The sequence below is a fragment of the Streptomyces sp. CB02058 genome, assembly GCF_001905505.1.
Taxonomy (GTDB): Bacteria; Actinomycetota; Actinomycetes; order Streptomycetales; family Streptomycetaceae; genus Streptomyces.
Genome location: NZ_LIPG01000001.1, coordinates 874,568 through 899,747 on the forward strand (window position 1 = coordinate 874,568; position 25,180 = coordinate 899,747).

At 69.0% G+C, this 25,180-nt stretch carries 19 protein-coding genes; 13 read left to right on the top strand and 6 right to left on the bottom strand.

All coding sequences use genetic code 11. The annotated features are described in order from the left end of the window. Positions 1-50 precede the first annotated feature (50 nt). From AMK10_RS04165 to AMK10_RS04190, 6 genes are all read right to left on the bottom strand, one after another. Positions 51-1,517, bottom strand: a complete 1,467-nt coding sequence (locus AMK10_RS04165) for a glucoamylase family protein (protein ID WP_073744832.1) — start codon at positions 1,515-1,517, stop codon at positions 51-53. 328 nt (positions 1,518-1,845) lie between these two features. Beyond that, complete coding sequence (locus tag AMK10_RS04170; protein ID WP_073744834.1) at positions 1,846-3,048, bottom strand: glycoside hydrolase family 1 protein; 1,203 nt, start codon at positions 3,046-3,048, stop codon at positions 1,846-1,848. A gap of 79 nt (positions 3,049-3,127) precedes the next feature. Continuing rightward, on the bottom strand, positions 3,128-3,997 hold the full coding sequence (locus AMK10_RS04175) for a carbohydrate ABC transporter permease (protein ID WP_073744836.1): 870 nt from the start codon (positions 3,995-3,997) through the stop codon (positions 3,128-3,130). Beyond that, positions 3,994-4,986, bottom strand: coding sequence for a carbohydrate ABC transporter permease (locus AMK10_RS04180; RefSeq protein ID WP_073744838.1), 993 nt, complete (start codon positions 4,984-4,986; stop codon positions 3,994-3,996). The genes AMK10_RS04175 and AMK10_RS04180 overlap by 4 nt, the downstream gene beginning before the upstream one ends. A gap of 5 nt (positions 4,987-4,991) precedes the next feature. Beyond that, positions 4,992-6,236 (bottom strand): sugar ABC transporter substrate-binding protein, encoded by a 1,245-nt coding sequence (locus tag AMK10_RS04185; protein ID WP_073744840.1) that lies wholly within the window; start codon positions 6,234-6,236, stop codon positions 4,992-4,994. Positions 6,237-6,620: 384 nt separating this feature from the next. Then, on the bottom strand, positions 6,621-7,676 hold the full coding sequence (locus AMK10_RS04190; RefSeq protein ID WP_073744842.1) for a LacI family DNA-binding transcriptional regulator: 1,056 nt from the start codon (positions 7,674-7,676) through the stop codon (positions 6,621-6,623). Positions 7,677-7,894: 218 nt separating this feature from the next. Here AMK10_RS04190 and AMK10_RS04195 point away from each other — a divergent pair, with 218 nt between their 5' ends. From AMK10_RS04195 to AMK10_RS04255, 13 genes are all read left to right on the top strand, one after another. Continuing rightward, positions 7,895-8,368, top strand: a complete 474-nt coding sequence (locus AMK10_RS04195) for a MarR family winged helix-turn-helix transcriptional regulator (protein ID WP_073744844.1) — start codon at positions 7,895-7,897, stop codon at positions 8,366-8,368. Positions 8,369-8,388: 20 nt separating this feature from the next. Beyond that, positions 8,389-9,789, top strand: coding sequence for an MFS transporter (locus AMK10_RS04200; protein WP_073744846.1), 1,401 nt, complete (start codon positions 8,389-8,391; stop codon positions 9,787-9,789). Positions 9,790-9,840: 51 nt separating this feature from the next. Continuing rightward, the gene (locus AMK10_RS04205; RefSeq protein WP_073744848.1) at positions 9,841-10,392 is read left to right on the top strand and encodes an isochorismatase family protein; all 552 of its coding nucleotides are present in this window, start codon (positions 9,841-9,843) and stop codon (positions 10,390-10,392) included. A 196-nt stretch (positions 10,393-10,588) separates the two neighbouring features. Further along, positions 10,589-12,865: an ABC transporter family substrate-binding protein gene (locus tag AMK10_RS04210; RefSeq protein ID WP_073744850.1), complete on the top strand. Its 2,277-nt coding sequence runs from the start codon at positions 10,589-10,591 to the stop codon at positions 12,863-12,865. A 334-nt stretch (positions 12,866-13,199) separates the two neighbouring features. Next, positions 13,200-15,074, top strand: coding sequence for a translational GTPase TypA (typA, locus tag AMK10_RS04215; RefSeq protein WP_073744852.1), 1,875 nt, complete (start codon positions 13,200-13,202; stop codon positions 15,072-15,074). A gap of 443 nt (positions 15,075-15,517) precedes the next feature. Then, the gene (locus AMK10_RS04220; protein ID WP_073744854.1) at positions 15,518-17,146 is read left to right on the top strand and encodes a peptide ABC transporter substrate-binding protein; all 1,629 of its coding nucleotides are present in this window, start codon (positions 15,518-15,520) and stop codon (positions 17,144-17,146) included. A gap of 121 nt (positions 17,147-17,267) precedes the next feature. Next, the gene (locus tag AMK10_RS04225; protein ID WP_073744856.1) at positions 17,268-18,197 is read left to right on the top strand and encodes an ABC transporter permease; all 930 of its coding nucleotides are present in this window, start codon (positions 17,268-17,270) and stop codon (positions 18,195-18,197) included. Then, entirely contained in the window at positions 18,190-19,131 is a 942-nt protein-coding gene (locus AMK10_RS04230) for an ABC transporter permease (protein WP_073744858.1), read from the top strand. Before AMK10_RS04225 ends, AMK10_RS04230 begins: the two co-directional genes overlap by 8 nt. 11 nt (positions 19,132-19,142) lie before the next feature. Continuing rightward, entirely contained in the window at positions 19,143-20,201 is a 1,059-nt protein-coding gene (locus AMK10_RS04235; RefSeq protein WP_073744860.1) for an ABC transporter ATP-binding protein, read from the top strand. Further along, positions 20,194-21,336, top strand: a complete 1,143-nt coding sequence (locus tag AMK10_RS04240; RefSeq protein ID WP_073744862.1) for an ABC transporter ATP-binding protein — start codon at positions 20,194-20,196, stop codon at positions 21,334-21,336. The genes AMK10_RS04235 and AMK10_RS04240 overlap by 8 nt, the downstream gene beginning before the upstream one ends. Before the next feature lie 160 nt (positions 21,337-21,496). Continuing rightward, complete coding sequence (locus AMK10_RS04245) at positions 21,497-23,128, top strand: peptide ABC transporter substrate-binding protein (RefSeq protein WP_073744864.1); 1,632 nt, start codon at positions 21,497-21,499, stop codon at positions 23,126-23,128. Between the two features lie 130 nt (positions 23,129-23,258). Further along, positions 23,259-24,182 carry an ABC transporter permease gene (locus AMK10_RS04250; protein WP_014154263.1) on the top strand — a complete coding sequence of 308 codons (924 nt, stop codon included), beginning with the start codon at positions 23,259-23,261 and terminating at the stop codon, positions 24,180-24,182. Beyond that, positions 24,175-25,167 (top strand): ABC transporter permease, encoded by a 993-nt coding sequence (locus AMK10_RS04255; protein WP_073744866.1) that lies wholly within the window; start codon positions 24,175-24,177, stop codon positions 25,165-25,167. The genes AMK10_RS04250 and AMK10_RS04255 overlap by 8 nt, the downstream gene beginning before the upstream one ends. Positions 25,168-25,180: the final 13 nt, after the last annotated feature.

Sequence of the window (25,180 nt, forward strand, 5' to 3'; positions counted from 1 at the left end):
TGTGGGAGGCTATGTCCGCCCTCTGCCGCCCGCGACCCGGCGGATGGCCGTCAGATGCTGAAGCGTTCCCCGGCCAGCAGCGGGCGCACGCGTGAGCGGAAGCCACCCGTCCGGAACGGCCGCTGCAGCAGTCCGGGCCGGAGCTCCTGCGCCAGCGCCGCCGCGATCATGCCCTGGTCGAGGGCCAGATGGAAGTCGCTGACCCGCCCGTTGCTGACGTCGACCGAGTCCCGGAAGCCGTATCCCTCGTGGTACGCCCCGAAGTCGCGGTCCAGTGCCCGCAGATTGTCCAGCGCCTCCCGGCGGGCGTACGGCAGCGCGAGGAACGAGGCGTGCGGGGTGACGACGCCGTGGGTGAAGGCCGACGGATCGGGCAGCGGTGCGCCGTCCGTGGTGTACGTGCGGTCGGTGTTGGACGCGTAGCCGTCGACCTGCATGCCGAGCGCGTCCACGCCGTACTCCTGGTAGCCGCCCTCGGGCACGTTGGCCGGGGAGAAGCCCCAGTATCCGTACTCCGCCTCCCGCAGACCGTGCTCGATCTGGCTGCGGACGTAGCGCTGGTGGTTACGGCCCCAGGACCGCGGGGACCACTCGGGCTCGGGCACGAACAGCGGCACCATCAGCGCCTCGAACATCGACCCGCCCCAGGTGGGGACGATCTTCCGCCCGCCGTGCGTGTAGTGCCCCTGCCAGACCCGCACACCGTCCATCACGGCGTACGCACCCTGCGGGTGCTGCTCCTGCTCGTGCTCGGGCAGCATCGTGCGCAGCAGGTGCCAGTAGTGCTCGGTGGGGAGGGAGCCGTCCGCGATGCCGAGGTAACTTGCCATGCGCGGTTCGGTGTTGAGCGCGCCGTAGTGGTGGGCGGTCGGCTCCTGCGTGTCGGTCCAGAAGCCTCCGCGCAGCTGGCCGGGGCCGGCGACGGGGTCGGCCGGGTCGTACGGCGTGTAGTAGTACGACCAGTCGGCGGTGGAGAGGAGCCGGGCGACCCGGGGGCGCAGCGAGGGCGCGGCGTCGGCCGCGATCCGCAGCCCCGTGACCAGCCAGGCGTTGTCGACCGAGGACAGGAACGGGCGGACGGGGTCCCCGGTGCCGGGCCACTCGGTCAGTACGGAGCCGTCGTGGGCGTCGTACCAGTTGAGCCAGAACCCGTGGTGGCGCTCCAGCTTCTCGACGGCGGACACGGTCCGCTCCAGGGTGCGGAGCATCTCGGCGCGGCCGATCACGCCGAGCCCCTCGGCGGCCACCGCCGACCAGAGGCCGCAGCCGATGTTGGTGGGCGAGGTCTGGCGGGAGACGACGGGGACGGTGCCGCTGACATCGATCTTGTCGGCGGTGAGACCGAGGTCGGTCGTCATCGCCTCGATCGAGCGGTAGGTGTCACGGAACCAGCTCAGGAGCTGCTCGGTGTCGGAACGGCCGGCGGGCCCCGCCGCGGCGGGGGCGGCGGTGAGGGCTCCGAACGACAGGGCGGTGGCCCCGGTTCCGGCAGCGGTGAGGAACGTGCGGCGGTCCATCGGAAACCTCTCGGAGAAGGTGCGTCGACTGGCACGGTGAGCGGAACGCGGAGTTCCTGGACGCGGTCCGGGCGGCGAGTGACGCCGGGGTCGGGACGCGGGTGGTGCGGGAACGGCGCCGGGGGTGCGGGAACGGCGCCGGGTGGTGCGAAGAGGGCGCCGCGTGGTGAGGGAAAGCGCTGGTGGTGCGCGGTACGGGCGCCCGTGGTGCGGGGCGTTGCGTTGCGGGCGCCCGTACCGCGTGGTGGTCCGGGCGCCGACGGCGGTCAGGTGCCGACGGTGCCCGGACCGGAGGGACCTGTCAGGCGGTCCCGGTCGTGGGCCGGTCTCAGTCGGCGTCGCGGGGCAGCTCACGGGTGCGGCCGAGGGAGCCCAGCCACTCGGCCGAGGGACGCGCGGTCCGCTCGAACGTCTCCCAGTCGATGCCGATCAGGCCGAACGTCGGCTTGAACGAGCCCCACTCGTAGTTGTCGAGGGCGCTCCAGGCCAGGTAGCCCTGGACGTTCAGCCCGTCCTCGATCGCGGAGGCAACTTCGTTGAGCGCGCCCGTGTAGTAGTCGACGCGGCGGGCGTCGTCGGCGGTGGCGATGCCGTTCTCCGTGACGATCAGCGGCATGCCGGCGCCGATGACCTCGGCGGTGTGGCGCAGGGCGTGTCCGACGGCGGCGGGGTAGTACTCCCACTGCGTCAGCGTCCGCTCGACGTCGTCGGACGCGGGGATCGGGCCGTCGGCGCCGATCTCCGTACGGGTGTAGGACTGGACGCCGATCCAGTCGTCGCCGCGGGCGGCCTCGATGAAGACGTCCTCGCGCGGCTGACGGTAGGCGGCGGTGACGTCCTCGGCGCCCGGGCGCGCCTGGTAGACCTGGTTGGCGATCGTCCAGCCGACCTGGATGCCGGCGTCGAGCGCGCGGACCTCCTTCACCGCCGCGTGGTGGGCGGCGATGACCGCCTCGGTGGTCTCGTCGTCCGGGGTGGGCAGACCGGCGGGCGGGAAGCCGATGTCGCCGCGCTTCGCCTGCCCGGCCATGACGGCGATCATGTTCGGCTCGTTGATCGTGCAGACATGGCTGACGCCCTCGGAGATCACCGGTGCGCAGGCCGCGACGTAACGGGCGAACAGCTCGACGGCACCGTCGGCCGTCCAGCCGCCGCGCGCCTCGAACCACTGGGGCACCGTGAAGTGGTGCAGCGTGACCATCGGGCGCAGACCGCGGGCGTGCGCTCCTTCGACCATGCGCCGGTAGTGCGCCAGCTCGGCCCGGGAGAACTGCCCCTCGGCGGGCTCGATGCGCGCCCACTCGATGGAGAAGCGGTAGTCGGTGAAGCCGAGGGACGCCAGCAGGTCCATGTCCTCGGGCCAGCGGTGGTAGCTGTCGCAGGCGTCCAGGCTGGGTTCCTGGATGTGGGTGCCGGTGGAGTGCTCCTTGACCCACCAGTCGCTGTTGGTGTTGTTGCCCTCGATCTGGTGGGCGGCCGTGGAGGCGCCCCACAGGAAGCCTTCGGGGAACGGGACGGAGGCGTGCGTCATCGCGGAGTGTCTTTCTGTGCGTGAAGGGGTGCGGCCGCGGTGCGGGGTGCGGCCTCGTGTGCGTACGTGGGCGGGCGGGCTACTTCATGCCGGCCGTGGCGATGCCCTGCGTGAAGTGCCGCTGCAGGGCGATGAAGAGGATCAGCACCGGCAGGACGACGAGGAAGGCTCCGGCCATCAGCATGCCGTTGGAGCCGCCCGCCTTGTTGGGGTCGGTCGCGAAGGTGGCCAGGGCGACCGGGAGGGTGTACTTGTCCGGGTCGTTGGTCGCGATCAGCGGCCAGACGAAGTTGTTCCAGGAGCCGAGGAAGGTGAAGATCGAAAGCGTCGCGAGCGCGGGCTTCACCAGCGGCATGACGATCCGCCAGAAGATGTACCACTCGCCGGCGCCGTCCATCCGGGCCGCTTCCAGCAGCTCGTCGGGGATCGACTGCATGAACTGCCGCATCAGGAAGACCCCGAAGGCTCCGGCGGCGAAGGGCAGCACCAGACCGGCGTACGAGTCGATCAGCTTGAGCTTGCTCATCAGCACGAACAGCGGCAGCAGCATCAGGTTGCCGGGCACCATCAGGGCGCCCAGGACGACGCCGAAGATCTTGTTGCGGCCGACGAACCTCAGCTTGGCCAGGGCGTAGCCGAGCATCGAGCAGAAGACCAGGTTCGAGACGGTGACCAGCACCGCCACGATCACGGAGTTCATGAAGTAGAGCGGCAGGTCCAGCTTGTCGAGCAGCTGCCGGAAGTTCTCCAGGGTCCACTCGGTGGGGATCCACACCGGCGGGCTGGCCGAGAGGTCGCTCGTCGTCTTGAAGGACGACACGGCCATCCAGAGGAACGGCGCCGACATGATCAGCAGGCCCAGCGAGAGCAGGATGTAGACCAGAGGACGCCTCAGGTTCCGGGACCTGCCCGTGGGGGCCGTGCGCGCGGGTGCTTGGCCGACGGTCATTTGGTGTTGTCCTTCAGCAGTCGGAGCTGCAGCACCGTGATGCCCATGATCACCACGAAGAGCACATACGCCATGGCGCTCGCGTAGCCCATGTGGAAGAAGTTGAAGCCCTCGCGGTACATGTTCAGCGACACGGTCAGCGTGGAGTCGGAGGGGCCGCCCTGCGTCATCACGAACGGCTCCTCGAAGACGTTGAGGTAGCCGATGGTGGTGATCACCGTGGCGTAGAGGAGCGTCGGCCGCAGCAGCGGCACCGTGATCCCCCGGAACTCCTGCCACACCCCGGCGCCGTCGAGCCGCGCGGCCTCACGGACCTCGGTGGGGATGGCCTGAAGGCCCGCGATGAAGAGCACCATGACCGTACCGACGTTGCGCCAGACCGCCATCGCGATCATCGAGGGCATCGCCAGCGCCTCGGAACCGAGGAAGTCCGGTGCGGTGAGGCCCACTTCGGAGAAGAGGCCCGCGATCAGCCCGTCGCTCGGGTCCAGCACGAACCGCCACACCACGGCCACGGCCACGATGGTGGTGACCACCGGGGCGTAGAAACCGACCCGGAAGAAGGTCCTCGCCCGGTCGATGCCGTTGTTCAGCAGTACGGCGACGACCAGCCCGATCGCGATCGTGAGCGGGACGCCCACCACGACGAAGTACGCCGTGTTGAAGAGCGACTTGAGGAACTTCTCGTCGCCGAACAGCTCGGTGTAGTTCTCGAAGCCGATGAAGTTCGCTTCCCAGGGGCGCGTCACGTTGCGCAGCCCGAAGTCGGTGAAGCTCATCAGCAGCGTGGCGAGGATCGGGAACGCCATGAAGACGGTGAACACGACGAGGAAGGGCATGGAGAACAGCCAGCCCGCCGCGTTCTGTACGCCCATCGAGCGCTTCCTGCGCCCCGGTCCGGATCCGGCCAGGCCCGCCCGGGGCGGGAGCGCCCCGGAACCGTCCTTCACCGTGGCCGGCTGCGCGGCCGTTGAGGTCGTGGTGCCCATGGCTCCTACTTCACGAGGCCTTCGATCTCGGACTGCGCGGTCTTCAGCGCGTCCTCGGCGGAAGCCTTGCCCTGTGTCACCTTCGCGATGGCCTGGTCGACCTTGTCGGTGATCTCCGTCAGCGTGGCCGTGGAGGGGGAGGACTTGGCGGTGTCCATCTGCTTCTTGAAGACCTGGAGGTTCGCGTCGTCGGCGAGCGTGCCGGACTCCCAGGCCGCGGTGTTCGCGGGGAGGTCCTTGGTCCGCTCGTACCAGTCGGCCTGGCCCTCGGTGTCGGTGAGGTACTTGATGAACTCCGTGGCGGCGGCCTTGTGCTCGCTGTCCTTGGAGATCACCAGGGAGGAGCCGCCCGCCATCGACACGGAGGACTTGTCCGCCGGGACGGGGGCCACGGCCCACTTGCCCTTGATCTGCGGCTGGCCCTCGTCGAGCAGGGTGACGTGCCACGGGCCGCCGAAGAACATGGGGACGCGGCCGTTGCCGAAGTCCTTCACGACGTCGTAGCCCGGCGGCACCGACTTGTTGGCGAGGCCCTTGTCGAAGTACGTGCCGTACTCCTTCAGCGCCTCGACCGCCTCGGGGCTGTCGATGGCGGCCTTGCCGTCGTCGTCGAGGATCGTGCCGCCGGCGGAGTAGAGGAACGGGTAGAAGTTCTGCACCGTGTCCAGCCCGCTCGGCTGGATGGACAGGCCCCACTTGGTGCCGGCCTTCTTCTGGTACGCGGTGGCCAGCGCCTGCATCTCCTGCCAGTCGGCGGGCGCCTTGTCGACGCCGGCCTTCTTCGCGAGGTCGGTGCGGTAGTAGAGGACGCGGGTGTCGACGTACCAGGGCACGCCGTACGCGGTGCCGTCCACCTCACCCTGGTTCCAGCCGGCGGGGAAGAAGTCCGCCTTGTCGAAGACCTTCGTGTCGACCGGCTCCAGGACACCGAGCTCGGAGAACTCCCCCATGTAGCTGCCGCCCATCTGCGCCACGTCCGGCATGGTGCCGGCCGCGGCGGCGGAGACGAGCTTCTGGTGGGCGACGTCCCAGCCGACCGGGGTCACCTTGACGGTGACGTTCGGGTTGGCCTTCTCGTACACCTCGGCCACCTCGGCGAGCTTCTCGCCCTCGGCGCCCATGGCCCAGACGGTGAGCGTCTGCTTCGCGTCCGCGGCGACGTCGTCGCCACCGGAGCTGCCGCAGGCGGAGAGGCCGAGGGCGAGCGCCACGGTGATGGCGGCGGAGGCGGTTCTGGCGGTGCGGGACATGGAGGGCTCCTCCTCGAGCAATCCGAATGTATGCGCTGCCTGTAAGCGCATACATCACTCTGCGACAGTCGCTCGGGAATCCGCAAGAGGGTGCTGGGTCACACTCGTGCAACGTGCTCGACATCTGGAAGCCCCGTCGTGGCACCGTATGCACACTGTTTGCGGAATTGAAGTGGATGTGACCGATTCCGCTTGTTTCGCGGGATTCCGGGGCGGGGTCTTCGCGGGCCGCTTCCTCGGCTCACCCTGACCTGCGGCCGGCAGCGGCGAGTCCGTGCGGGCCCACCGCCGCCTGCACCCGGAGGAAGGGCCCGGCAGGTGTACGCGGCCAAGAGGCCGGGCGCGCTGCACGCGCCCCCGGGGGCCGGGCGCGCGGTGCCGCGCTCAGCCGCAGCCGCAGCTCGCCCGGCGGGCCAGGGTGACGGGGAGCTCCAGCGACACCGGGGCCCGGCCCGGGTCGGCCAGGCGTTGCACCAGCAACTCCACGGCCTGCTCGCCCAGGAGGCGGATCGGCTGGCGCACGGTCGTCAGCGACGGCCGCACGATCCGGCTCAGCGGGATTCCGTCGAAGCCGGTCACGACGATGTCCTCGGGCACCCGCACCCCGCGCCGCTCCAGCGCGCGCAGCGCGCCCACCGCCATCTGGTCGTTGGCGAAGAGCACCGCGTCCGGCCGCTCGGCGCCCCGGTCGAGCAGCGTCTCGACGGCCCGCGCCCCCTCGGCCCGCATCATCATCCCGGTCCGCAGGTCCGGTGCCCCGGGGACGGGCAGCCCGGCGTCCCGGCACGCGTCCTGGAAGCCGCGGAACCGGGCCTCGGCGTCCGGCGACTCCGGATCGCCGCCGACGAAGGCGAGCCTGCGCAGTCCGTGGTCCTCGATCAGATGGCGGGTCAGCTCGCGTTCCCCCGCCGCGTTCGCGACGACGATGTGGTCCAGATGGTCGATCTCGCGCGGTCCGGCGAGCATCACCACGGGCAGCCGGCGCGATATGACGTCGAGATCCCCGGTCGGCACGGTCTGCGCCAGTACGGCGAAGCCGTCCACCCGCCCCGCGACCTTCGCAACGAGGCTCTCCGGGCCGCCCTCCAGCGAGGCCGCGATCAGCAGGGCGTAGCCGTGGCGCCGCGCCGCGCGTTCCATGCCCCGGATGATCTGGTCGGAGTACAGCATCGCCGCGTCGTCGGCCTCGCTGTCGGACTCCGCGTCGGCCTCGGCGTCCGGATCGGAGTAGTCGGGGAAGCAGAGCCCCAGCACTCCGGTGGTGCGGCTGGCCAGCCCCCGGGCGTTCCCGCTCGGTACGTAGCCGAGCTCGCGTGCCGCGTCGAGGACCCGCTCGCGCGTCTGGGCGCGCACCGAATCGGGGTTGCGGTAGACCCGGGAAACCGTGGCGATCGAGACGCCCGACCGCTCGGCGACGTCGTACACCGTGGGGGCGCTCACTCGATGGTCCGTCCGCTTCTTGTTCCGTACGCGGCACCCACCGCTGCGGGAGCCGTCCTGTTCTGAAAGCGCATTCACCCTAGATCGCGTGCCCGGTGGCGGGCAACAGCGGCCGGCTCCGCGCGTCGTCCGGAGGCCCCGTACCAGAGCGGTCGAGTTTGCCGAAAAATAGACAGGCTGCCTTGCAAGCTTTCCTGTCCATCTTTACGGTGGGACACATGTCCAGCAGCTCCGAGGGCCCTCAGATCCAGCACCCCGCCGACCCCGATCCCGGCGCCGAACGCGTGGCCGCCGATCTCTCCGCCGTGGTCGGCAGGCTGCTCAGGCGGCTCCGGAGCTCATCGGCCGACAGCCTGCTCACCCCCTCCCAGCGGTCCGTCCTGGCCCGGCTCGCGGACGGCGGGCCCGCCACCACGGCGGCACTGGCCCGCGCCGAGCTCGTACGGCCGCAGTCGATGCGGCTGACACTCGGCGCGCTGGAGAGCCAGGGGTTCGTCAGCCGGGCTCCCGATCCGGCCGACGGCCGCAAGTCGCTGGTCTCCGTCACCGAGCGGGGGAGCGCCACCCTGGCAGGGGTGCGCGCCGCCAAGCGCAACTGGCTGGCGGACGCGATCGCGGGCGAACTGGACGGCGCGGAGCGCCGCGCGCTCGCCGAGGCCACCGAGCTCATCGCCCGCCTGGTCGACAGGTGAGCCGGCCGGGCGCCTCCGGAGTGCGTACGGCCGGACCGGCCGTGGCGGAGGCGGAGACCTCCTCGGCCCCCGGATTCGGCGTCAGGCTCACCGCCCCGCTCCTGATGGGCTCCCTGCTCAACCCGCTCAACACCACGATGATCTCCACCGCCCTGGTGTCCATCGGGCACTCCTTCGGCATCGGGGCCGCCGACACCGCGTGGCTGATCTCCGTCCTCTATCTCGCCAGTGCGGTCGCCCAGCCCGTCCTGGGCAAGCTCGCGGACACCCTCGGTCCCCGCAAGGTCTTCCTGGCCGGTCTCCTCGTCGTGATCGCGTCGGGGCTGGTCGGCGCCCTCGCCCCCGGCTTCGGCATGCTGATCGTCTCCCGGCTGCTGCTCGGCATCGGCACCTCGGCCGCCTATCCGGCCGCCATGGCCGTCCTGCGCGACGAGTCCCGGCGCCTCGGCCGCCCCACCCCCCGCCCCGTGCTCGCCCGGCTCTCCTTCGCCGCCCTCGGCAGCGCCGCCGTCGGCCCCGCGCTCGGAGGCCTGCTCGTGACGGTCGTCGGCTGGCGCGGCATCTTCGCCGTCAACGTGCCGATCGCGCTGCTCGCCCTCGGCGCGGCACTGCTCTGGGTCCCCGCCGACCCGCCGCGCGAGCGGGCCGCCGACGGGAGCGCGCCGAAGACCTCGCTCGACCCGCTGGGCATCGGCCTGTTCACCGCCGCGCTGACGGTGCTGGTCTTCTTCCTGCTCGACCTCGCCCGTCCGCAGTGGTGGCTGCTCGCCCCCTTCGCCGTGCTGACCGCCGTCCTGGTCAGGTGGCAGCTGCGCGCCCCGCAGCCGTTCATAGACCTCCGGATGCTCGCGGGCAACGGCGCGCTGCTGCGGACGTACGTGCGCCACGGGCTGAGCTATCTGCTCATCTACTGCGTGATGTACGGCTTCACGCAGTGGCTGGAGGAGGTGCGCGGCTACTCCTCGGGCCACGCGGGGCTCCTCATGCTGCCGATGTCCGTCACCGCGCTCGTCTGCTCGCTGCTCGGGGCCCGTACCAAGGGGCTGCGGGGACCGCTGACCGTCGCGTGCGTCCTGCTCACCGCCGGCGCGGGACTCCTCTGCTTCCTCTCCGGCGACACCCCGCTCGCCGTACTGCTCGTCGCCGGGGCCTGCTTCGGCGCACCGCAGGGGCTCGTCGGCACCAGCAACCAGGCGGCCGTCCAGGCCTACGCGCCCCCCGAGAGCATCGGGGCCGCCGCCGGGCTCCAGCGCACCGCGCAGTACATCGGCGCCATCACCGCCTCCAGCCTGATCGCCCTCGCCTACGCCGACGCGGCGAGCGACGCGGGACTCCACCTCATGGCGGCCGTGGCCGTCGTCCTCGGTGTCCTGCTGACCGTCCTGACCCTCACCGACCGCGCCCTGGGCGCCCGGGCCTGACCCGGCGCCACGCGCACGCACCCGCACAGCACCACCCCAAGGAGCACGCACATGACCGCCACCGTCCTCGACCCCCGTACGGCACTCGTCGTCGTCGACCTGCAGAAGGGCATCGTCGCCCTTCCGACGGCCCACCCGGCGGACGGCGTCGTCGCCCGCTCGGCCACCCTCGCCGACGCCTTCCGGGCCAAGGGCCTCCCTGTCTTCCTGGTCCGTGTGACCGGCGGCGCCCCCGGCCGCAACGAGAGCCGCGTCCCGCCCCGGGAGCCCGCCGCCGACTGGGCCGAGATCGTGCCCGAGCTCGGCCCGCTCGACGGCGACACCGTCGTCACCAAGCAGCAGTGGGGCGCTTTCCACGGCACCGCGCTCGACCTCGAACTCCGCCGCCGGGGCATCACGCAGGTCGTGGTGACCGGCATCGCCACCAGCATCGGCGTCGAGTCCACCGCCCGCGCCGCCCACGAGCACGGCTACCACGTCACCGTCGCCACGGACGCCGTCACCGACATGGACGGCGAGGCCCACCGCAACAGCGTCGAGAAGATCTTCCCGAGGCTCGGCGAGACCGACACCACCGACGCGATCGTGAAGCTGCTGGGCTGACCTCCCGGCCGGGGCCGGACGCGGGGCCGCACGGGTGACGTCGGCGGCCCCACCGGCCGCGTCTGCCTCCGCCCGCGCGTGAAAGTGCGTTCAGTGGATCAGCGAATCAGTCTGATCAACTGCAAATGCCACCAGAACGCATCATCCGGTCCATTCCGGTACGGGGTGGACCGGGCCGGCCCCGGAGGTATCAGCCATGGCCCACGTCGGCGTCCCGCGCGGGACGGCCCGAAAGCGCCGCTCGGTCGCGCTCCTGGCGACAGGTGTGCTCACGATCCCGGTACTGGCGGGCTGCACCTCGGACAGCGAGGGCCCCGCCCCGGTGGCCGTCCCGCAGGACATCTCCCCGGCCGCCCGGGACCGGGTGGCGGAGGGCTCCACGCTCACCTGGGCGATCGACGCGGTGCCCGCCACCCTCAACGCCTTCCAGGCCGACGCCGACGGGGCGACCGCGCGCATCGCCGGTGCCGTGCTGCCCTCCCTCTTCCCGATGGACGCCAGGGGCGAGCCCAGGCTCAACCCCGACTACCTGGAGTCCGCCAAGGTCATCGAGCAGGAGCCCAAGCAGGTCGTCCTCTACAAGCTGAACCAGCAGGCCGTGTGGAGCGACGGCCGCGAGATCGGCGCCCCGGACTTCGTCGCCCAGTGGCGCGCGCTGAGCGGCAAGGACTCGGCGTTCTGGACCGCGCGCAACGCGGGCTACGAGCGGATCGAGAAGATCGAGCGAGGCAAGGACGACCTCCAGGTCCGCGTCACCTTCTCGAAGCCGTACGCCGACTGGCGCTCGCTCTTCTCGCCGCTCTACCCGAAGGAGGTGACGGGTTCGCCCGGCACCTTCAACGACGGCGCGAGGACCACCCTCAAGAACACGGCAGGGCCCTTCCGGCTGCGCGGGGTGAACAAGAGCAAGGGGACCGTCGTCCTCGACCGGAACCCGCGCTGGTGGGGGAACGAGGCCAAGCTCGAATCCCTGGTGTTCCGCGCCGTCGAGCCCAAGGACCGGGCGGACGCGCTGACCGGGGGCACGGTGGACGTCGCCGACATCGACACCGCGACCGCCGGCCGCATCGCCCTCGCGGCCCGCTACCGCAGCGGGAGCGCCGGCCCGCCCGCCCACGGCCCCGGCGCCGACATCACCCCGGCCGCCGCCCTGCGCTCCTGGGCCCTGGCCAACGGTTCGGACGAGGAGGCCGCGGAGACGGCACGCGCCGCCCGGAAGAAGAACCAGGCAGCCATCGCGGTCTACGCGGCCGAGCAGAAGACGCTGCGCGGTTTCGACGTACGCAAGTCCCTGGAGCCCGCCTACACGCAGCTCGCGCTGAACGGCGAGTCCGGGCCCCTCTCCGACGACCGGGTGCGCCGCGCCATCGCCCGCACGCTGGACCGGCAGGAGCTCGCCGACATCGTGCTGAAGCCGCTCGGCCTGTCCGCCGAGCCGCCCGGGAGCCACCTGGCCCTGGCCGGGCAGCCCGCGTACAAGGACGGCAGCGGAGCGCTCGGCGACCAGGACGCCAAGGAGGCGCAGGCGCTCCTGGCCGACGCGGGATGGACCCCGGCCGGAGCCGTCCGCAGGACCCAGGACACCAAGGCGGGCAGCGAGGCCGAGAAGAAGAAGGCCGGCGAGAAGGCCGAGGCCGAGGAGAAGGCGGGGGAGAAGGCCGGGAAGGACGAGAAGGCGGCCGACAAGACGGAGAAGACGGAGAAGACGGAGAAGACCGAGAAGGCGGAGAAGGACGGCACGGCCTCGCGGGACGAGGGGACGTACGTCGTCGGCGACGAGAAGCCGGGCGACCGGCCCGCCGGTGACGGCGAGGTGACCGCCCAGGACAAGCGGCCCGGCGGCGCCGCCGGTGCCTACGCCCCCGCGGGCACCGCCGCACCCGCCCCCGCGGCGGCGAAGACCCGCATCGGCAAGGCCGGCAAGCCGCTGACCCTGCGCTTCGTCCTGCCGTCGGGCCCCGGATCGCAGCCGCTGCGCAGCGTCGGGGAGAAGATCGTCGAGATGCTCGACTCCATCGGGATCGGCACCCAGATCACGAAGGTCTCCGACGAGAGCTACTTCAAGGACCACATCGCGTCCGGCGACTACGACATGGCGCTGTACTCCTGGCCCGCCACCGCCTACCCGGCGACCGACGGCCGTCCGATCTTCGCCAAGCCGGAGCCCGCCACCGACGGCTCGCTGCTCGTCGAGCAGAACTACACCCGGGTCGGTTCGGACCACATCGACCAGCTCTTCGACCGTGCGGTCTCCGAGCTCGACGCCACGAAGTCCAGGGACCTCCTGAAGCAGGCCGACGCACGGATCTGGGCGGCGGCGGGATCGATTCCGCTGTATCAGAGGCCACAGCTGGTCGCCGTCGACAAGAAGCTCGCGAACATCGGCGCCTTCGGCTTCGCCGCTCCCCGGTACGAGGACATCGGATTCACCGCGCGACAAGCGGCAGGTTCCCCCGCGAATCGTAAGAAGTAGCAGGTCAAAGCCATATTCGAAGCTCAGATACAGCTCAATTCCCTTGCCCGCCGAAGCCGCCGGCGGGCAAGGTGGTGTCCGCCCAGACCCGGGCTGCTCGTCTTCTCACACCCCTTGCCGTCCGTCCGCACTCCGGCCGGATGATGACGTAATACCGGCTGAATATCGGCTGAACAGTGGCTGAAGCCAGGCCCTGTGGATCGGGCCGGGAAGCCCCGGACCCGTCGGGCCCGTACCATTGGACTAGCCGTGGCGTGCCGCCCGGCGGGCGTACGAGGACTCGAGACCGACTGAGACGCCTGATCCCACGATCCGAGAGAAGCGCAAGCCACCCATGCCCACGCGCCACGACATCCGTAACGTAGCCATCGTCGCCCACGTCGACCACGGCAAGACCACCCTGGTCGACGCCATGCTCAAGCAGGCCGGCGCCTTCGCCGCGCACGCCGCCGAGAACCTCGACGAACGCATGATGGACTCGAACGACCTGGAGCGTGAGAAGGGCATCACGATCCTCGCCAAGAACACGGCGGTGAAGTATCACCCCAAGGACGGCGGGGACCCGATCACGATCAACATCATCGACACCCCCGGCCACGCCGACTTCGGCGGCGAGGTCGAGCGTGGTCTGTCGATGGTGGACGCGGTCGTCCTGCTGGTCGACGCCTCCGAGGGCCCGCTGCCCCAGACCCGCTTCGTCCTGCGCAAGGCGCTGACGGCCAAGCTGCCGGTCATCCTCTGCATCAACAAGACGGACCGGCCGGACTCCCGGATCGCCGAGGTCATCGACGAGACGTACGACCTCTTCCTGGACCTGGACGCCGACGAGGACCAGATCGAGTTCCCGATCGTCTACGCCTGCGCCCGTGACGGCGTCGCGTCGCTGACCAAGCCGGAGGACGGCAGCGTCCCCGCGGACAGCGACAACCTGGAGCCCTTCTTCACGACGATCCTCTCCACGGTCCCCGCGCCGGAGTACGACGACGCCGCCCCGCTGCAGGCCCACGTCACCAACCTGGACGCCGACAACTTCCTCGGCCGTATCGCGCTCTGCCGCGTCGAGCAGGGCGAGCTGCGCAAGGGCCAGACGGTCGCCTGGATCAAGCGTGACGGCACGGTCTCCAACGTGCGCATCACCGAGCTCCTGATGACCGAGGCGCTCACCCGCAAGCCGGCCGAGAAGGCGGGCCCGGGCGACATCTGCGCCATCGCCGGTATCCCGGACATCATGATCGGTGAGACCCTCGCCGACCCCGAGAACCCGATCGCCCTCCCGCTGATCACGGTGGACGAGCCCGCCATCTCGATGACCATCGGCACGAACACCTCGCCGCTCGTCGGCAAGGGCGGCAAGGGCCACAAGGTCACCGCCCGCCAGGTGAAGGACCGTCTGGACCGCGAGCTCATCGGTAACGTCTCGCTGCGCGTCCTGGACACCGAGCGCCCGGACGCCTGGGAGGTCCAGGGCCGTGGTGAGCTCGCGCTGGCGATCCTGGTCGAGCAGATGCGCCGTGAGGGCTTCGAGCTCACGGTCGGCAAGCCGGAGGTCGTCACCAAGCAGGTTGACGGCAAGACGCACGAGCCGATCGAGCGCATGACCATCGACTCGCCCGAGGAGCACCTCGGCGCCATCACGCAGCTGATGGCGACCCGCAAGGGCCGCATGGAGACGATGACGAACCACGGTTCGGGCTGGGTCCGCATGGAGTGGATCGTGCCCTCCCGCGGCCTCATCGGCTTCCGTACGGAGTTCCTGACGCAGACCCGCGGCACCGGCATCGCGCACTCCATCTTCGAGGGCCACGAGCCGTGGTTCGGCGAGCTGCGCACCCGTCACAACGGCTCGCTGGTCGCCGACCGCGCGGGCTCGGTCACGCCGTTCGCGATGGTCAACCTCCAGGAGCGCGGTGTCATCTTCACCGAGGCCGGCACCGAGGTCTACGAGGGCATGATCATCGGCGAGAACTCCCGCGCCGACGACATGGACGTGAACATCACCAAGGAGAAGAAGCTCACCAACATGCGTGCGGCTTCCGCGGACACCACGGAGAACGTGGTGCCCGCCCGCAAGCTCTCCCTGGAGCAGTCCCTGGAGTTCTGCCGCGACGACGAGTGCATCGAGGTGACCCCGGAGACCGTCCGCATCCGCAAGGTCGTCCTGGACGCCAAGCAGCGCGGCCGTTCGGCCTCGCGCGCGAAGAACGGCTGACACTCGCCGGAGCCGTCCGAAACTGGTCGGCGAACCGTCGGATCGAGTCATTGACATGAGGCCCGGACCCCCGCAGACACTGTGGGGGTCCGGGCCTTTCGTCAACCCGTTTTCCTGACCGAGGTGTCCGCATATCGTGCGTCGCTCTCCGGAACATGTGTTAACGGTCCGTTTCGGGGGTGTCTGTCTGGGATCACTTTGTCCGGATTTCGGGCAACCAGCCCTTCTCGATGTTGTCAAACCGAGACCCTTTAAGTGTGGTTTACAGCCCGGTGTTCCTTAATAGTTGGCTGCATTGAGCTCGGGTCAATGGGTCGGCGCACTGTGGGGAGTGCGGACTCACGAGCACACTCGGGGCACTGAAACGATCGCCGTCAGGGGTGTCGGTCGATCACTCCAGTGCCCCTCTTGTAGTCAAAAGTGGACTCATGAGGAGGAAACCCATGCGCGGTGCCAAGAGCGCCAAGTGGGTCGCGGGAGCGGCAATCATCGCCCTGGCCGCGACTGCCTGTGGCGGGGGCAACGATGACAACAGCAGCGACTCGGCCTCGAAGGAGAAGGGCAAGCCCGCGGGCTACGTCTCCATCGACGTCGGCGAGCCGCAGAAGCCGCTGATCCCGGCCGACACGAACGAGTCGCTCGGCAGCTACGTCATCCAGTCGATCTTCACGCAGCTGCTCGACTTCGACGCGGACGGCAACATCGTCTACACGAACGCCGAGTCCGTGAAGTCGACGGACAACAAGACGTGGACGGTCAAGCTCAAGGCGGGCTGGAAGTTCCACGACGGCACCCCGGTCACTTCCGAGTCCTACATCAAGGCCTGGAACTGGTACGCGAACGTCAAGAACGCCCAGCAGAACGCGTTCTGGTTCGAGGACATCAAGGGCTACGCGGACGTCCACCCCGAGAAGGGTGACCCGAAGGCCACGGAGATGTCCGGCCTGAAGGCTGTCGACGACACCACCTTCACGATCGAGCTCAACAAGCCGGTTCCGTACTACGAGTACAAGCTCGGCTACACCACCTTCGCCCCGCTGCCCGAGGTGTTCTACAAGGACACCAAGGCGTTCGGCCAGGCGCCGGTCGGCAACGGTCCCTACGTCTTCGAGAAGTGGGACCACAAGAAGCTCATCCAGGTCAAGGCCAACCCTGACTACCAGGGCCCGAACAAGGCCAAGAACAAGGGTGTCCTCTTCAAGAACTACGCGACCGTCGAGGCCGCGTACCAGGACCTCCTCTCCGGCAACCTGGACATGATCCGCCAGGTCGGCCCGAAGGACCTGCCGAAGTACAAGACGGACCTCGGCGACCGCGCGATCGACGAGCCGTACGCGGCCATCCAGTCGCTGGTCCCGACCTTCTACTCGAAGACCTTCAAGGACATCGACCCGAAGGTCCTCCAGGGTCTGTCGATGGCGATCGACCGTGACACGATCACCAAGACCGTGCTCAACGGCACCCGCAAGCCCGCCACCAGCTTCACGCCTCCGGGCGTCGCCGGTAACCAGGACCTGGGCACCGACGTGTTCAAGTTCGACGCGGCCAAGGCGAAGGCGCTCGTCACCGAGGGCGGCGGCGTTCCGGGCAACAAGATCTGGATCCAGTACAACGCCGACGGTGGCCACAAGGAGTGGGTGACCGCGGTCTGCGAGTCCATCCGCAACTCGACCGGGGTCGACTGCATCCCGGACGCCAAGCCGGACTTCCAGACCGACCTGGAAGCGCGTGACAACGACGAGGTCAAGTCGATGTACCGCGGTGGCTGGGTGGCCGACTACCCGCTGAACGTCAACTTCATGCGGGAGCTGTACGGCACCACCGCCGAGGCCAACAACGGCCGGTTCTCCGACAAGGAGGTCGACGCGGCCTTCAAGAAGGGCGACAACGCGGCTTCCCTGGACGAGTCGATCAAGGCCTACCAGGACGCCGAGAAGCTCGTCCTCGAGAAGATGCCGGCGATCCCGCTCTGGGAGTACAAGACCAACGGTGGCTACTCGAAGTCGGTCGACAACGTGACCATCGACTTCCACGGTGACTACAACATCACCGAAGTCACGGTCGTCAAGTAACACACGCCTGAGGGCCCCCACTCGGCCATCAGCCGCCCACACCAGGCAGTAGGTCCCGGGGGCCGCTCTTCCTATCGGGAGAGCGGCCCCTGGGCTGCTTTATCCCCTATCGGAGGCAAACATGGGGCGTTACGTCGCGCGGCGACTGCTCCAGATGATCCCGGTCTTCCTCGGGTCAACCTTGCTGGTCTTCGCCATGATGTACGCGCTGCCCGGCGATCCCGTGCGCGCGCTCGCGGGCGAACAGACCGTGGACCCCACGCAGATCGCGGAAATGAAGAAGGAGCTCGGGCTCGACCTGCCGCTCTGGCATCAGTACTGGAACTACCTCGTGAACCTGTTCCAGGGTGACTTCGGCACGCAGATCGCCAGCGGTCGGCCGGTCGCCGACATCATCTCGGAAGCGTTCCCGATCACGGTCCGGCTGGCCCTGTTTGCCTTCATCTTCACGGTCGTCGTCGGTATCTCCATGGGCATCTTCGCGGGTCTGAAGGCCGACACCCTTCGTGACCGCGGTCTGCTCGTGCTGACCCTCCTGCTCATCTCGGTTCCCTCGTTCGTACTCGGCTTCCTCGGCCAGTACTTCTTCGCCTTCCAGCTCGGCTGGGTCCAGCCCAACGTGAGTCTGGAAGCGACATCCAGCGAGCTGATCCTGCCCGCCGTCGTGCTCGGGTCCTTGTCGCTCGCCTATGTGGCACGACTGACCCGCACCTCGGTCGCCGAGAACCTGCGCTCCGACTACATGCGCACCGCCGTGGCCAAGGGGCTGCCGCGCCGCCGCATCATCGGGGTCCACCTGATGCGCAACTCGCTGATCCCCGTGGTCACCTTCCTCGGTACCGACCTCGGTGCCCTGCTGGGCGGCGCCGTCGTCACCGAGGGCATCTTCAACGTCAAGGGTGTCGGCTACAACGTCTTCGACGCGCTCCGGCACCGCGAAGGCGCCACCGTCGTCGGCATCGTGACGCTGATCGTCATCGTCTATCTCGTCGCCAGCCTGGTCGTCGACCTGCTTTACGCGGTCCTGGACCCGAGGATCCGTTATGCCTGAGACGCTCAAGGAAACCACCGCGGAGAAGACCGAGGCCGTGGCCGCACCCGCTGCCGCCGCCCCGGTCGGCAAGCCGCGCAGCCTCTGGTCGGACGCCTGGCACGACCTGCGGCGCAGCCCGCTGTTCGTCGTCTCGGCGATCCTCATCGTCTTCCTCCTGGTGATGGCGATAGCACCCGGCCTGTTCACCGGCGCCGACCCGCGCTACGCGGACCTGGCCCACCACTACCTGCAGAAGCCCAAGTGGGGGAACTTCTTCCAGGAGGACTGGTTCGGGTACGACATCCAGGGGCGCTCGATCTACGCGCGTGTCGTCTACGGCGCACGGGCCTCGATCACCGTCGCCGTCGTCGTCACCGCCCTGGTCACGATCCTCGGGACCGTCGTCGGCATGCTCGCCGGTTACTTCGGCGGCTGGATCGACACGATCCTGTCCCGGGTCACCGACATCTTCTTCGGCGTGCCCTTCATCCTCGGCGCGATGGTCGTCCTGACCTCGTTCGAGGAGCGCAAGATCTGGGTCGTCATCCTGGCGCTGGCCTTCCTCGGCTGGACCCAGATCGCCCGTGTCGCGCGCGGCTCCGTCCTGACGATCAAGCAGGCGGACTACGTGATGGCGGCCAAGGCGCTCGGCGCCTCGACCACCCGCATCCTGCTCCGGCACATCCTGCCCAACGCGATCGCCCCGGTGATCGTCGTCGCGACCATCGCGCTCGGCGGCTACATCTCGGCGGAGGCCACCCTGTCCTTCCTGGGCATCGGTCTCGCCGAGCCGACCGTGTCGTGGGGTGTCGACATCTCCTCCGGCCAGGAGCAGCTGCGTAACGCCGCGTTCGTGCTGATCATCCCGTCGGTCATGGTGTCGATCACCGTCCTGGCGTTCATCATGCTCGGCGATGCGGTACGCAACGCCCTCGACCCCAAGCTGCGCTGAGGGAGGCGTACATGACCATCATCGACAAGACGGCGGATGTTCCTGCTCCGCGTGGTTCGAACGACGAGAGCGGCCCGCTGCTCGAAGTCCGCGACCTGCACGTGGAGTTCCACACCCGCGACGGCATCGCCAAGGCCGTCAACGGAGTCAACTACAGCGTCAGCGCGGGCGAGACCCTCGCCGTGCTCGGCGAGTCCGGCTCCGGCAAGTCCGTGACCGCGCAGGCGATCATGGGCATCCTGGACATGCCCCCGGGCCGCATCCCGAAGGGCGAGATCCTCTTCCGCGGCCAGGACATGCTCAAGATGTCCAACGAGGAGCGCCGGCAGATCCGCGGCCAGAAGATCGCGATGATCTTCCAGGACGCGCTGTCCTCGCTGAACCCGGTGCTCTCCGTGGGCTACCAGCTCGGCGAGATGTTCCGCGTCCACCAGGGCCTCTCCAAGAAGGAGGCCAAGGCCAAGGCGATCGCACTGATGGACCGCGTGCGCATCCCGGCGGCGAAGGAGCGGGTCAACGACTACCCGCACCAGTTCTCCGGCGGTATGCGCCAGCGCATCATGATCGCGATGGCGCTGGCCCTGGAGCCCGATCTGATCATCGCGGACGAGCCCACCACGGCGCTCGACGTGACCGTGCAGGCCCAGGTCATGGACCTGCTCGCGGAGCTCCAGCGCGACTTCAACATGGGCCTGATCCTGATCACCCACGACCTCGGTGTCGTCGCCGACGTCGCCGACAAGATCGCCGTGATGTACGCGGGCCGGATCGTCGAGACCGCCCCGGTCCACGAGATCTACAAGCGCCCGGCGCACCCGTACACCAAGGGTCTGCTGGAGTCGATCCCGCGCCTGGACCAGAAGGGTCAGGAGCTCTACGCGATCAAGGGCCTGCCGCCCAACCTGCTGCACGTGCCCTCCGGCTGCGCCTTCAACCCGCGCTGCGGGATGGCGCAGGACATCTGCCGTACGGAGATCCCGGCGCTGCGCCCGGTCACCGAGCAGGACGGCAGCGAGCTCGTCGGCCGCGGCAGTGCGTGCCACTTCTGGAAGGAGACGATCCATGGCTGACCTCGAGAAGGGGCCCGTGGACGCCACCCCGAACGTCACCGAGGTGGCGACCGTCAACGCCGCCACCGAGACGGAGGCCGTCGCCGCCATCGAGGCGCCGGTGTCGCAGGGGGAGCCGATCCTCCAGGTGCGCAACCTGGTCAAGCACTTCCCGCTGACCCAGGGCATCCTGTTCAAGAAGCAGGTCGGCGCGGTCAAGGCCGTCGACGGCATCTCGTTCGACCTGTACCAGGGCGAGACCCTCGGCATCGTGGGCGAGTCCGGCTGTGGCAAGTCCACGGTCGCCAAGCTCCTGATGACGCTGGAGCGGGCCACCGCGGGTGAGGTCTTCTACAAGGGCCAGGACATCACCAAGCTGTCCGGCCGCGCGCTGAAGGCCGTACGCCGCAACATCCAGATGGTGTTCCAGGACCCGTACACCTCGCTCAACCCGCGTATGACGGTCGGCGACATCATCGGGGAGACCTTCGAGATCCACCCCGAGGTGGCCCCGAAGGGCGAGCGGCGCCGCAAGGTGCAGGACCTCCTGGACGTCGTCGGTCTGAACCCGGAGTACATCAACCGCTACCCGCACCAGTTCTCCGGCGGTCAGCGCCAGCGCATCGGCATCGCCCGCGGCCTCGCGCTCAACCCGGAGATCATCATCTGCGACGAGCCGGTCTCCGCGCTCGACGTGTCGGTGCAGGCGCAGGTCATCAACCTGATGGAGAAGCTCCAGGACGAGTTCAACCTCTCCTACCTCTTCATCGCGCACGACCTGTCGATCGTCCGGCACATCTCGGACCGGGTCGGCGTCATGTACCTCGGCAAGATGGCCGAGATCGGTACGGACACGCAGATCTACGACCACCCGACGCACCCCTACACCCAGGCGCTGCTGTCGGCGGTCCCGGTGCCGGACCCCGATGCCCGTGAGGGCCGCGAGCGGATCATCCTCTCCGGTGACGTCCCGTCGCCGGCGAACCCGCCGTCGGGCTGCCGCTTCCGGACGCGGTGCTGGAAGGCCCAGGAGAAGTGCGCCACCGAGGTGCCGCTGCTGGCGATCCCCGAGCGCTTCAAGGCCTCGGACACGCCCGCCGCGCACGAGTCGGCCTGCCACTTCGCCGAGGAGAAGGACGTCGTTCACGCGGCGTAGCACCCGACCGGTCCCACGAGGACGCCCGGCCCCCGAGGGGCCGGGCGTTTTCGCGTTCCGGGGCCACGTACGGCGTACGGCGTAGGCCGACATGCGACGAAGTGTCATATGGGGTGATATGAGGCATTGAGCCACTCAAGGGAACCCTAGGAGGCACTTCATGCGCGGAGCCACACAGGCCAGGTGGGCCGCATGTGCCGTCGCTGTCGCCCTGACGGCCACGGCATGCGGCGGAGGGGACGACGGGGGCGGTGGCGGTGGCGCCGACGGGATCGTGAGCTCGTCCTGGGGCGACCCGCAGAACCCGCTGGAGCCCGCGAACACGAATGAGGTCCAGGGTGGCAAGGTCCTCGACATGGTCTTCCGGGGGCTCGTGCGCTACGACCCCAAGACCGGCGAGGCCCAGAACGAGATCGCCGAGAAGATCGACACGAAGGACTCGCAGAACTTCACCGTCACGATCAAGGACAACTGGACCTTCAGCAACGGCGAGAAGATCACCGCGAAGTCGTTCGTGGACGCCTGGAACTACGGTGCCGCGCTGAAGAACAACCAGAAGAACGCCTACTTCTTCCAGTACATCGACGGTTACGACAAGGTCCACCCCGAGTCGGGCTCGGCCAGTGCCGACACCCTCTCCGGCCTCAAGGTGGTCGACGACACGACCTTCACGGTCAAGCTGTCGCAGAAGTTCTCGCTCTGGCCCGACACCCTCGGCTACGCGGCCTTCGTGCCGCTGCCCCAGGCCTTCTACGACGACCACGACGCCTGGCTCTCCAAGCCGATCGGCAACGGGCCCTACACCATCGACCAGTACGCCAAGGGCTCGTCGATGAACCTGCGCAAATGGGACGACTACCCCGGTGACGACAAGGCGCAGAACGGTGGCATCGACCTCAAGGTCTACACCGACAACAACACCGCCTACACCGACCTGACCGCGGGCAACCTCGACCTGGTCGACGACGTGCCCGCCTCGCAGCTCAAGAACGTCGAGGCGGACCTCGGCGACCGCTACATCAACACCCCGGCCGGCATCATCCAGACGCTCGCCTTCCCCTTCTACGAGAAGGCTTGGGACACCCCGGGCGCCATCAAGGTCCGCCAGGGCCTGTCGATGGCGATCAACCGCCAGCAGATCACCGACCAGATCTTCCAGAAGACCCGCACCCCCGCCTCCGACTGGACCTCGCCCGTCCTCGGCGAGGAGGGCGGCTTCAAGGAGGGCCTCTGCGGCTCCCCCTGCGAGTACGACAAGGCGGAGGCCAAGAAGCTGATCGAGGAGGGCGGCGGCATCCCCGGCGGCCAGCTGAAGATCTCGTACAACGCCGACACCGGCTCCCACAAGGAGTGGGTCGACGCGGTCTGCAACAGCATCAACAACGTCATGGGCAACAACAAGGCCTGTGTGGGCGGCCCGGTCGGCACCTTCGCCGACTTCCGCAGCCAGGTCTCCACCCAGAAGCTGACCGGTGCCTGGCGCGCCGGCTGGCAGATGGACTACCCGCTGATCCAGAACTTCCTCCAGCCGCTCTACTACACCAACGCCCCGTCCAACGACGGCAAGTGGAGCAACCAGGAGTTCGACGACCTGGTCGACAAGGCCAACGCGGAGAGCGACAAGGCCAAGGCCGTCTCCACCTTCCAGGACTCGGAGAAGGTCCTCGTCGAGCAGATGCCCGTCATCCCGCTCTGGTACCAGAACGGCAGCGCCGGCTACTCGGACAGGGTCGAGAACGTCTCGCTGAACCCCTTCAGCGTCCCGGTCTACGACCAGATCAAGGTCAAGTGACCCACTGAAGCCGGTGGCCGGTGCGGCGTACCGCACCGGCCACGCGGCTTTCCGGTCCCTTTGCCCGTTCGCCTGAGAGGTGCCCTGCCGGCCGCCCCGGAAGGACACCCCCAAACCCCCGGAGCCCCTCATGGGACGTTATGTGATCCGGCGGCTGCTGCAGATGATCCCGGTCTTCTTCGGCACCACGCTGTTGATCTTCCTCATGGTGAACGTGATGGGCGACCCCATCGCGGGCCTCTGCGGCGACCGCCAGTGCGACCCCGCGACCGCCGCCCAGCTGCGCACCGAGTTCGGCCTCGACAAGCCGGTCTGGCAGCAGTACCTGACCTACATGGGCAACATCTTCACCGGCGACTTCGGGACGGCCTTCAACGGCCAGAAGGTCACCGAGCTGATGGCCACGGCGTTCCCCATCACCATCCGGCTCACCATCGTCGCGATCGTCTTCGAGATCGTCATCGGCATCAGCCTCGGTGTGGTCACCGGACTGCGGCGCGGACGGCCCGTCGACACCGTGGTGCTCATCCTGACCCTGGTGGTCATCGCCGTCCCCACGTTCGTCACCGGCCTGCTGCTCCAGCTCCTCCTGGGGGTGGAGTGGGGCATCATCAAGCCCTCCGTCTCCTCCGAGGCCCCGGTCGACGAACTGATCGTGCCCGGCCTCGTCCTGGCCTCCGTCTCCCTGGCCTACGTCACCCGGCTCACCAGGACCTCGATCGCGGAGAACGCCCGCGCCGACTACGTCCGTACCGCCGTGGCCAAGGGCCTCCCCAGACGACGGGTGGTCGTGCGGCACCTGCTGCGCAACTCCCTGATCCCCGTCGTCACCTTCATCGGCACGGACGTGGGCGCCCTGATGGGCGGGGCCATCGTCACCGAGCGCATCTTCAACATCCACGGCGTCGGCTACCAGCTCTACCAGGGCATCCTGCGCCAGAACTCCCAGACCGTCGTCGGATTCGTCACCGTCCTGGTCCTCGTCTTCCTGGCGGCCAACCTGATCGTCGACCTCCTGTACGCCGTACTCGACCCGAGGATCCGCTATGCCTGAACAGCAGCCGTGGGACGAGACGACAGGCAGCGGAGCGATCTCGGGGGCCGGTGCGGGCGGGGCGATGGACCTCGCGGTGGACGAGGGCACCACGCTGGAGAAGACGCCCGGCGGCCCCGAGGGCACCGGCCCGGCCGGCAAGCCGCGCAGCCTCTGGTCCGACGCCTGGCGCGATCTGCGCCGCAACCCGGTCTTCATCATCTCCGGGCTGATCATCCTGTTCCTGGTGGTCATCTCGATCTGGCCGTCCCTGATCGCGGACCAGGACCCGCTCGACTGCGACCTCGCCAAGGCCCAGGAGGGGTCCCAGCCGGGGCACCCCTTCGGCTTCGACGGCCAGGGCTGCGACGTCTACACCCGCACCGTCTACGGCGCCCGTACGTCGGTGACCGTCGGCGTCCTGTCCACCCTCGGGGTCTCGCTGCTCGGCGGCGTGCTCGGCGGCCTCGCCGGCTTCTTCGGCAAGGGGTGGGACGCCGTGCTCTCCCGCATCACGGACGTCTTCTTCGGCATCCCGGTGGTCCTCGGCGGACTCGTCTTCCTGTCCGTCGTCACCAGCTCCACCGTCTGGCCGGTGATCGGCTTCATCGTGCTGCTGGGCTGGCCGCAGATCGCCCGCATCGCCCGCGGCTCCGTCATCACCGCCAAACAGAACGACTACGTCCAGGCGGCCCGGGCGCTGGGCGCCTCCAACACCCGGATGATGCTCCGCCACATCATGCCCAACGCCATCGCGCCGGTGATCGTCGTCGCGACCATCGCCCTGGGGACGTACATCTCGCTGGAGGCGACCCTCTCGTACCTCGGCGTCGGGCTGAAGCCGCCGGCCGTCTCCTGGGGCATCGACATCTCGGCCGCCTCCCAGTACGTCCGCAACGCGCCGCACATGCTGCTCTGGCCCGCCGGAGCACTGGCCGTCACCGTGCTCGCCTTCATCATGCTCGGCGACGCGGTGCGCGACGCCCTCGACCCCAAGCTGCGCTGAGGAGTCCGCTGCC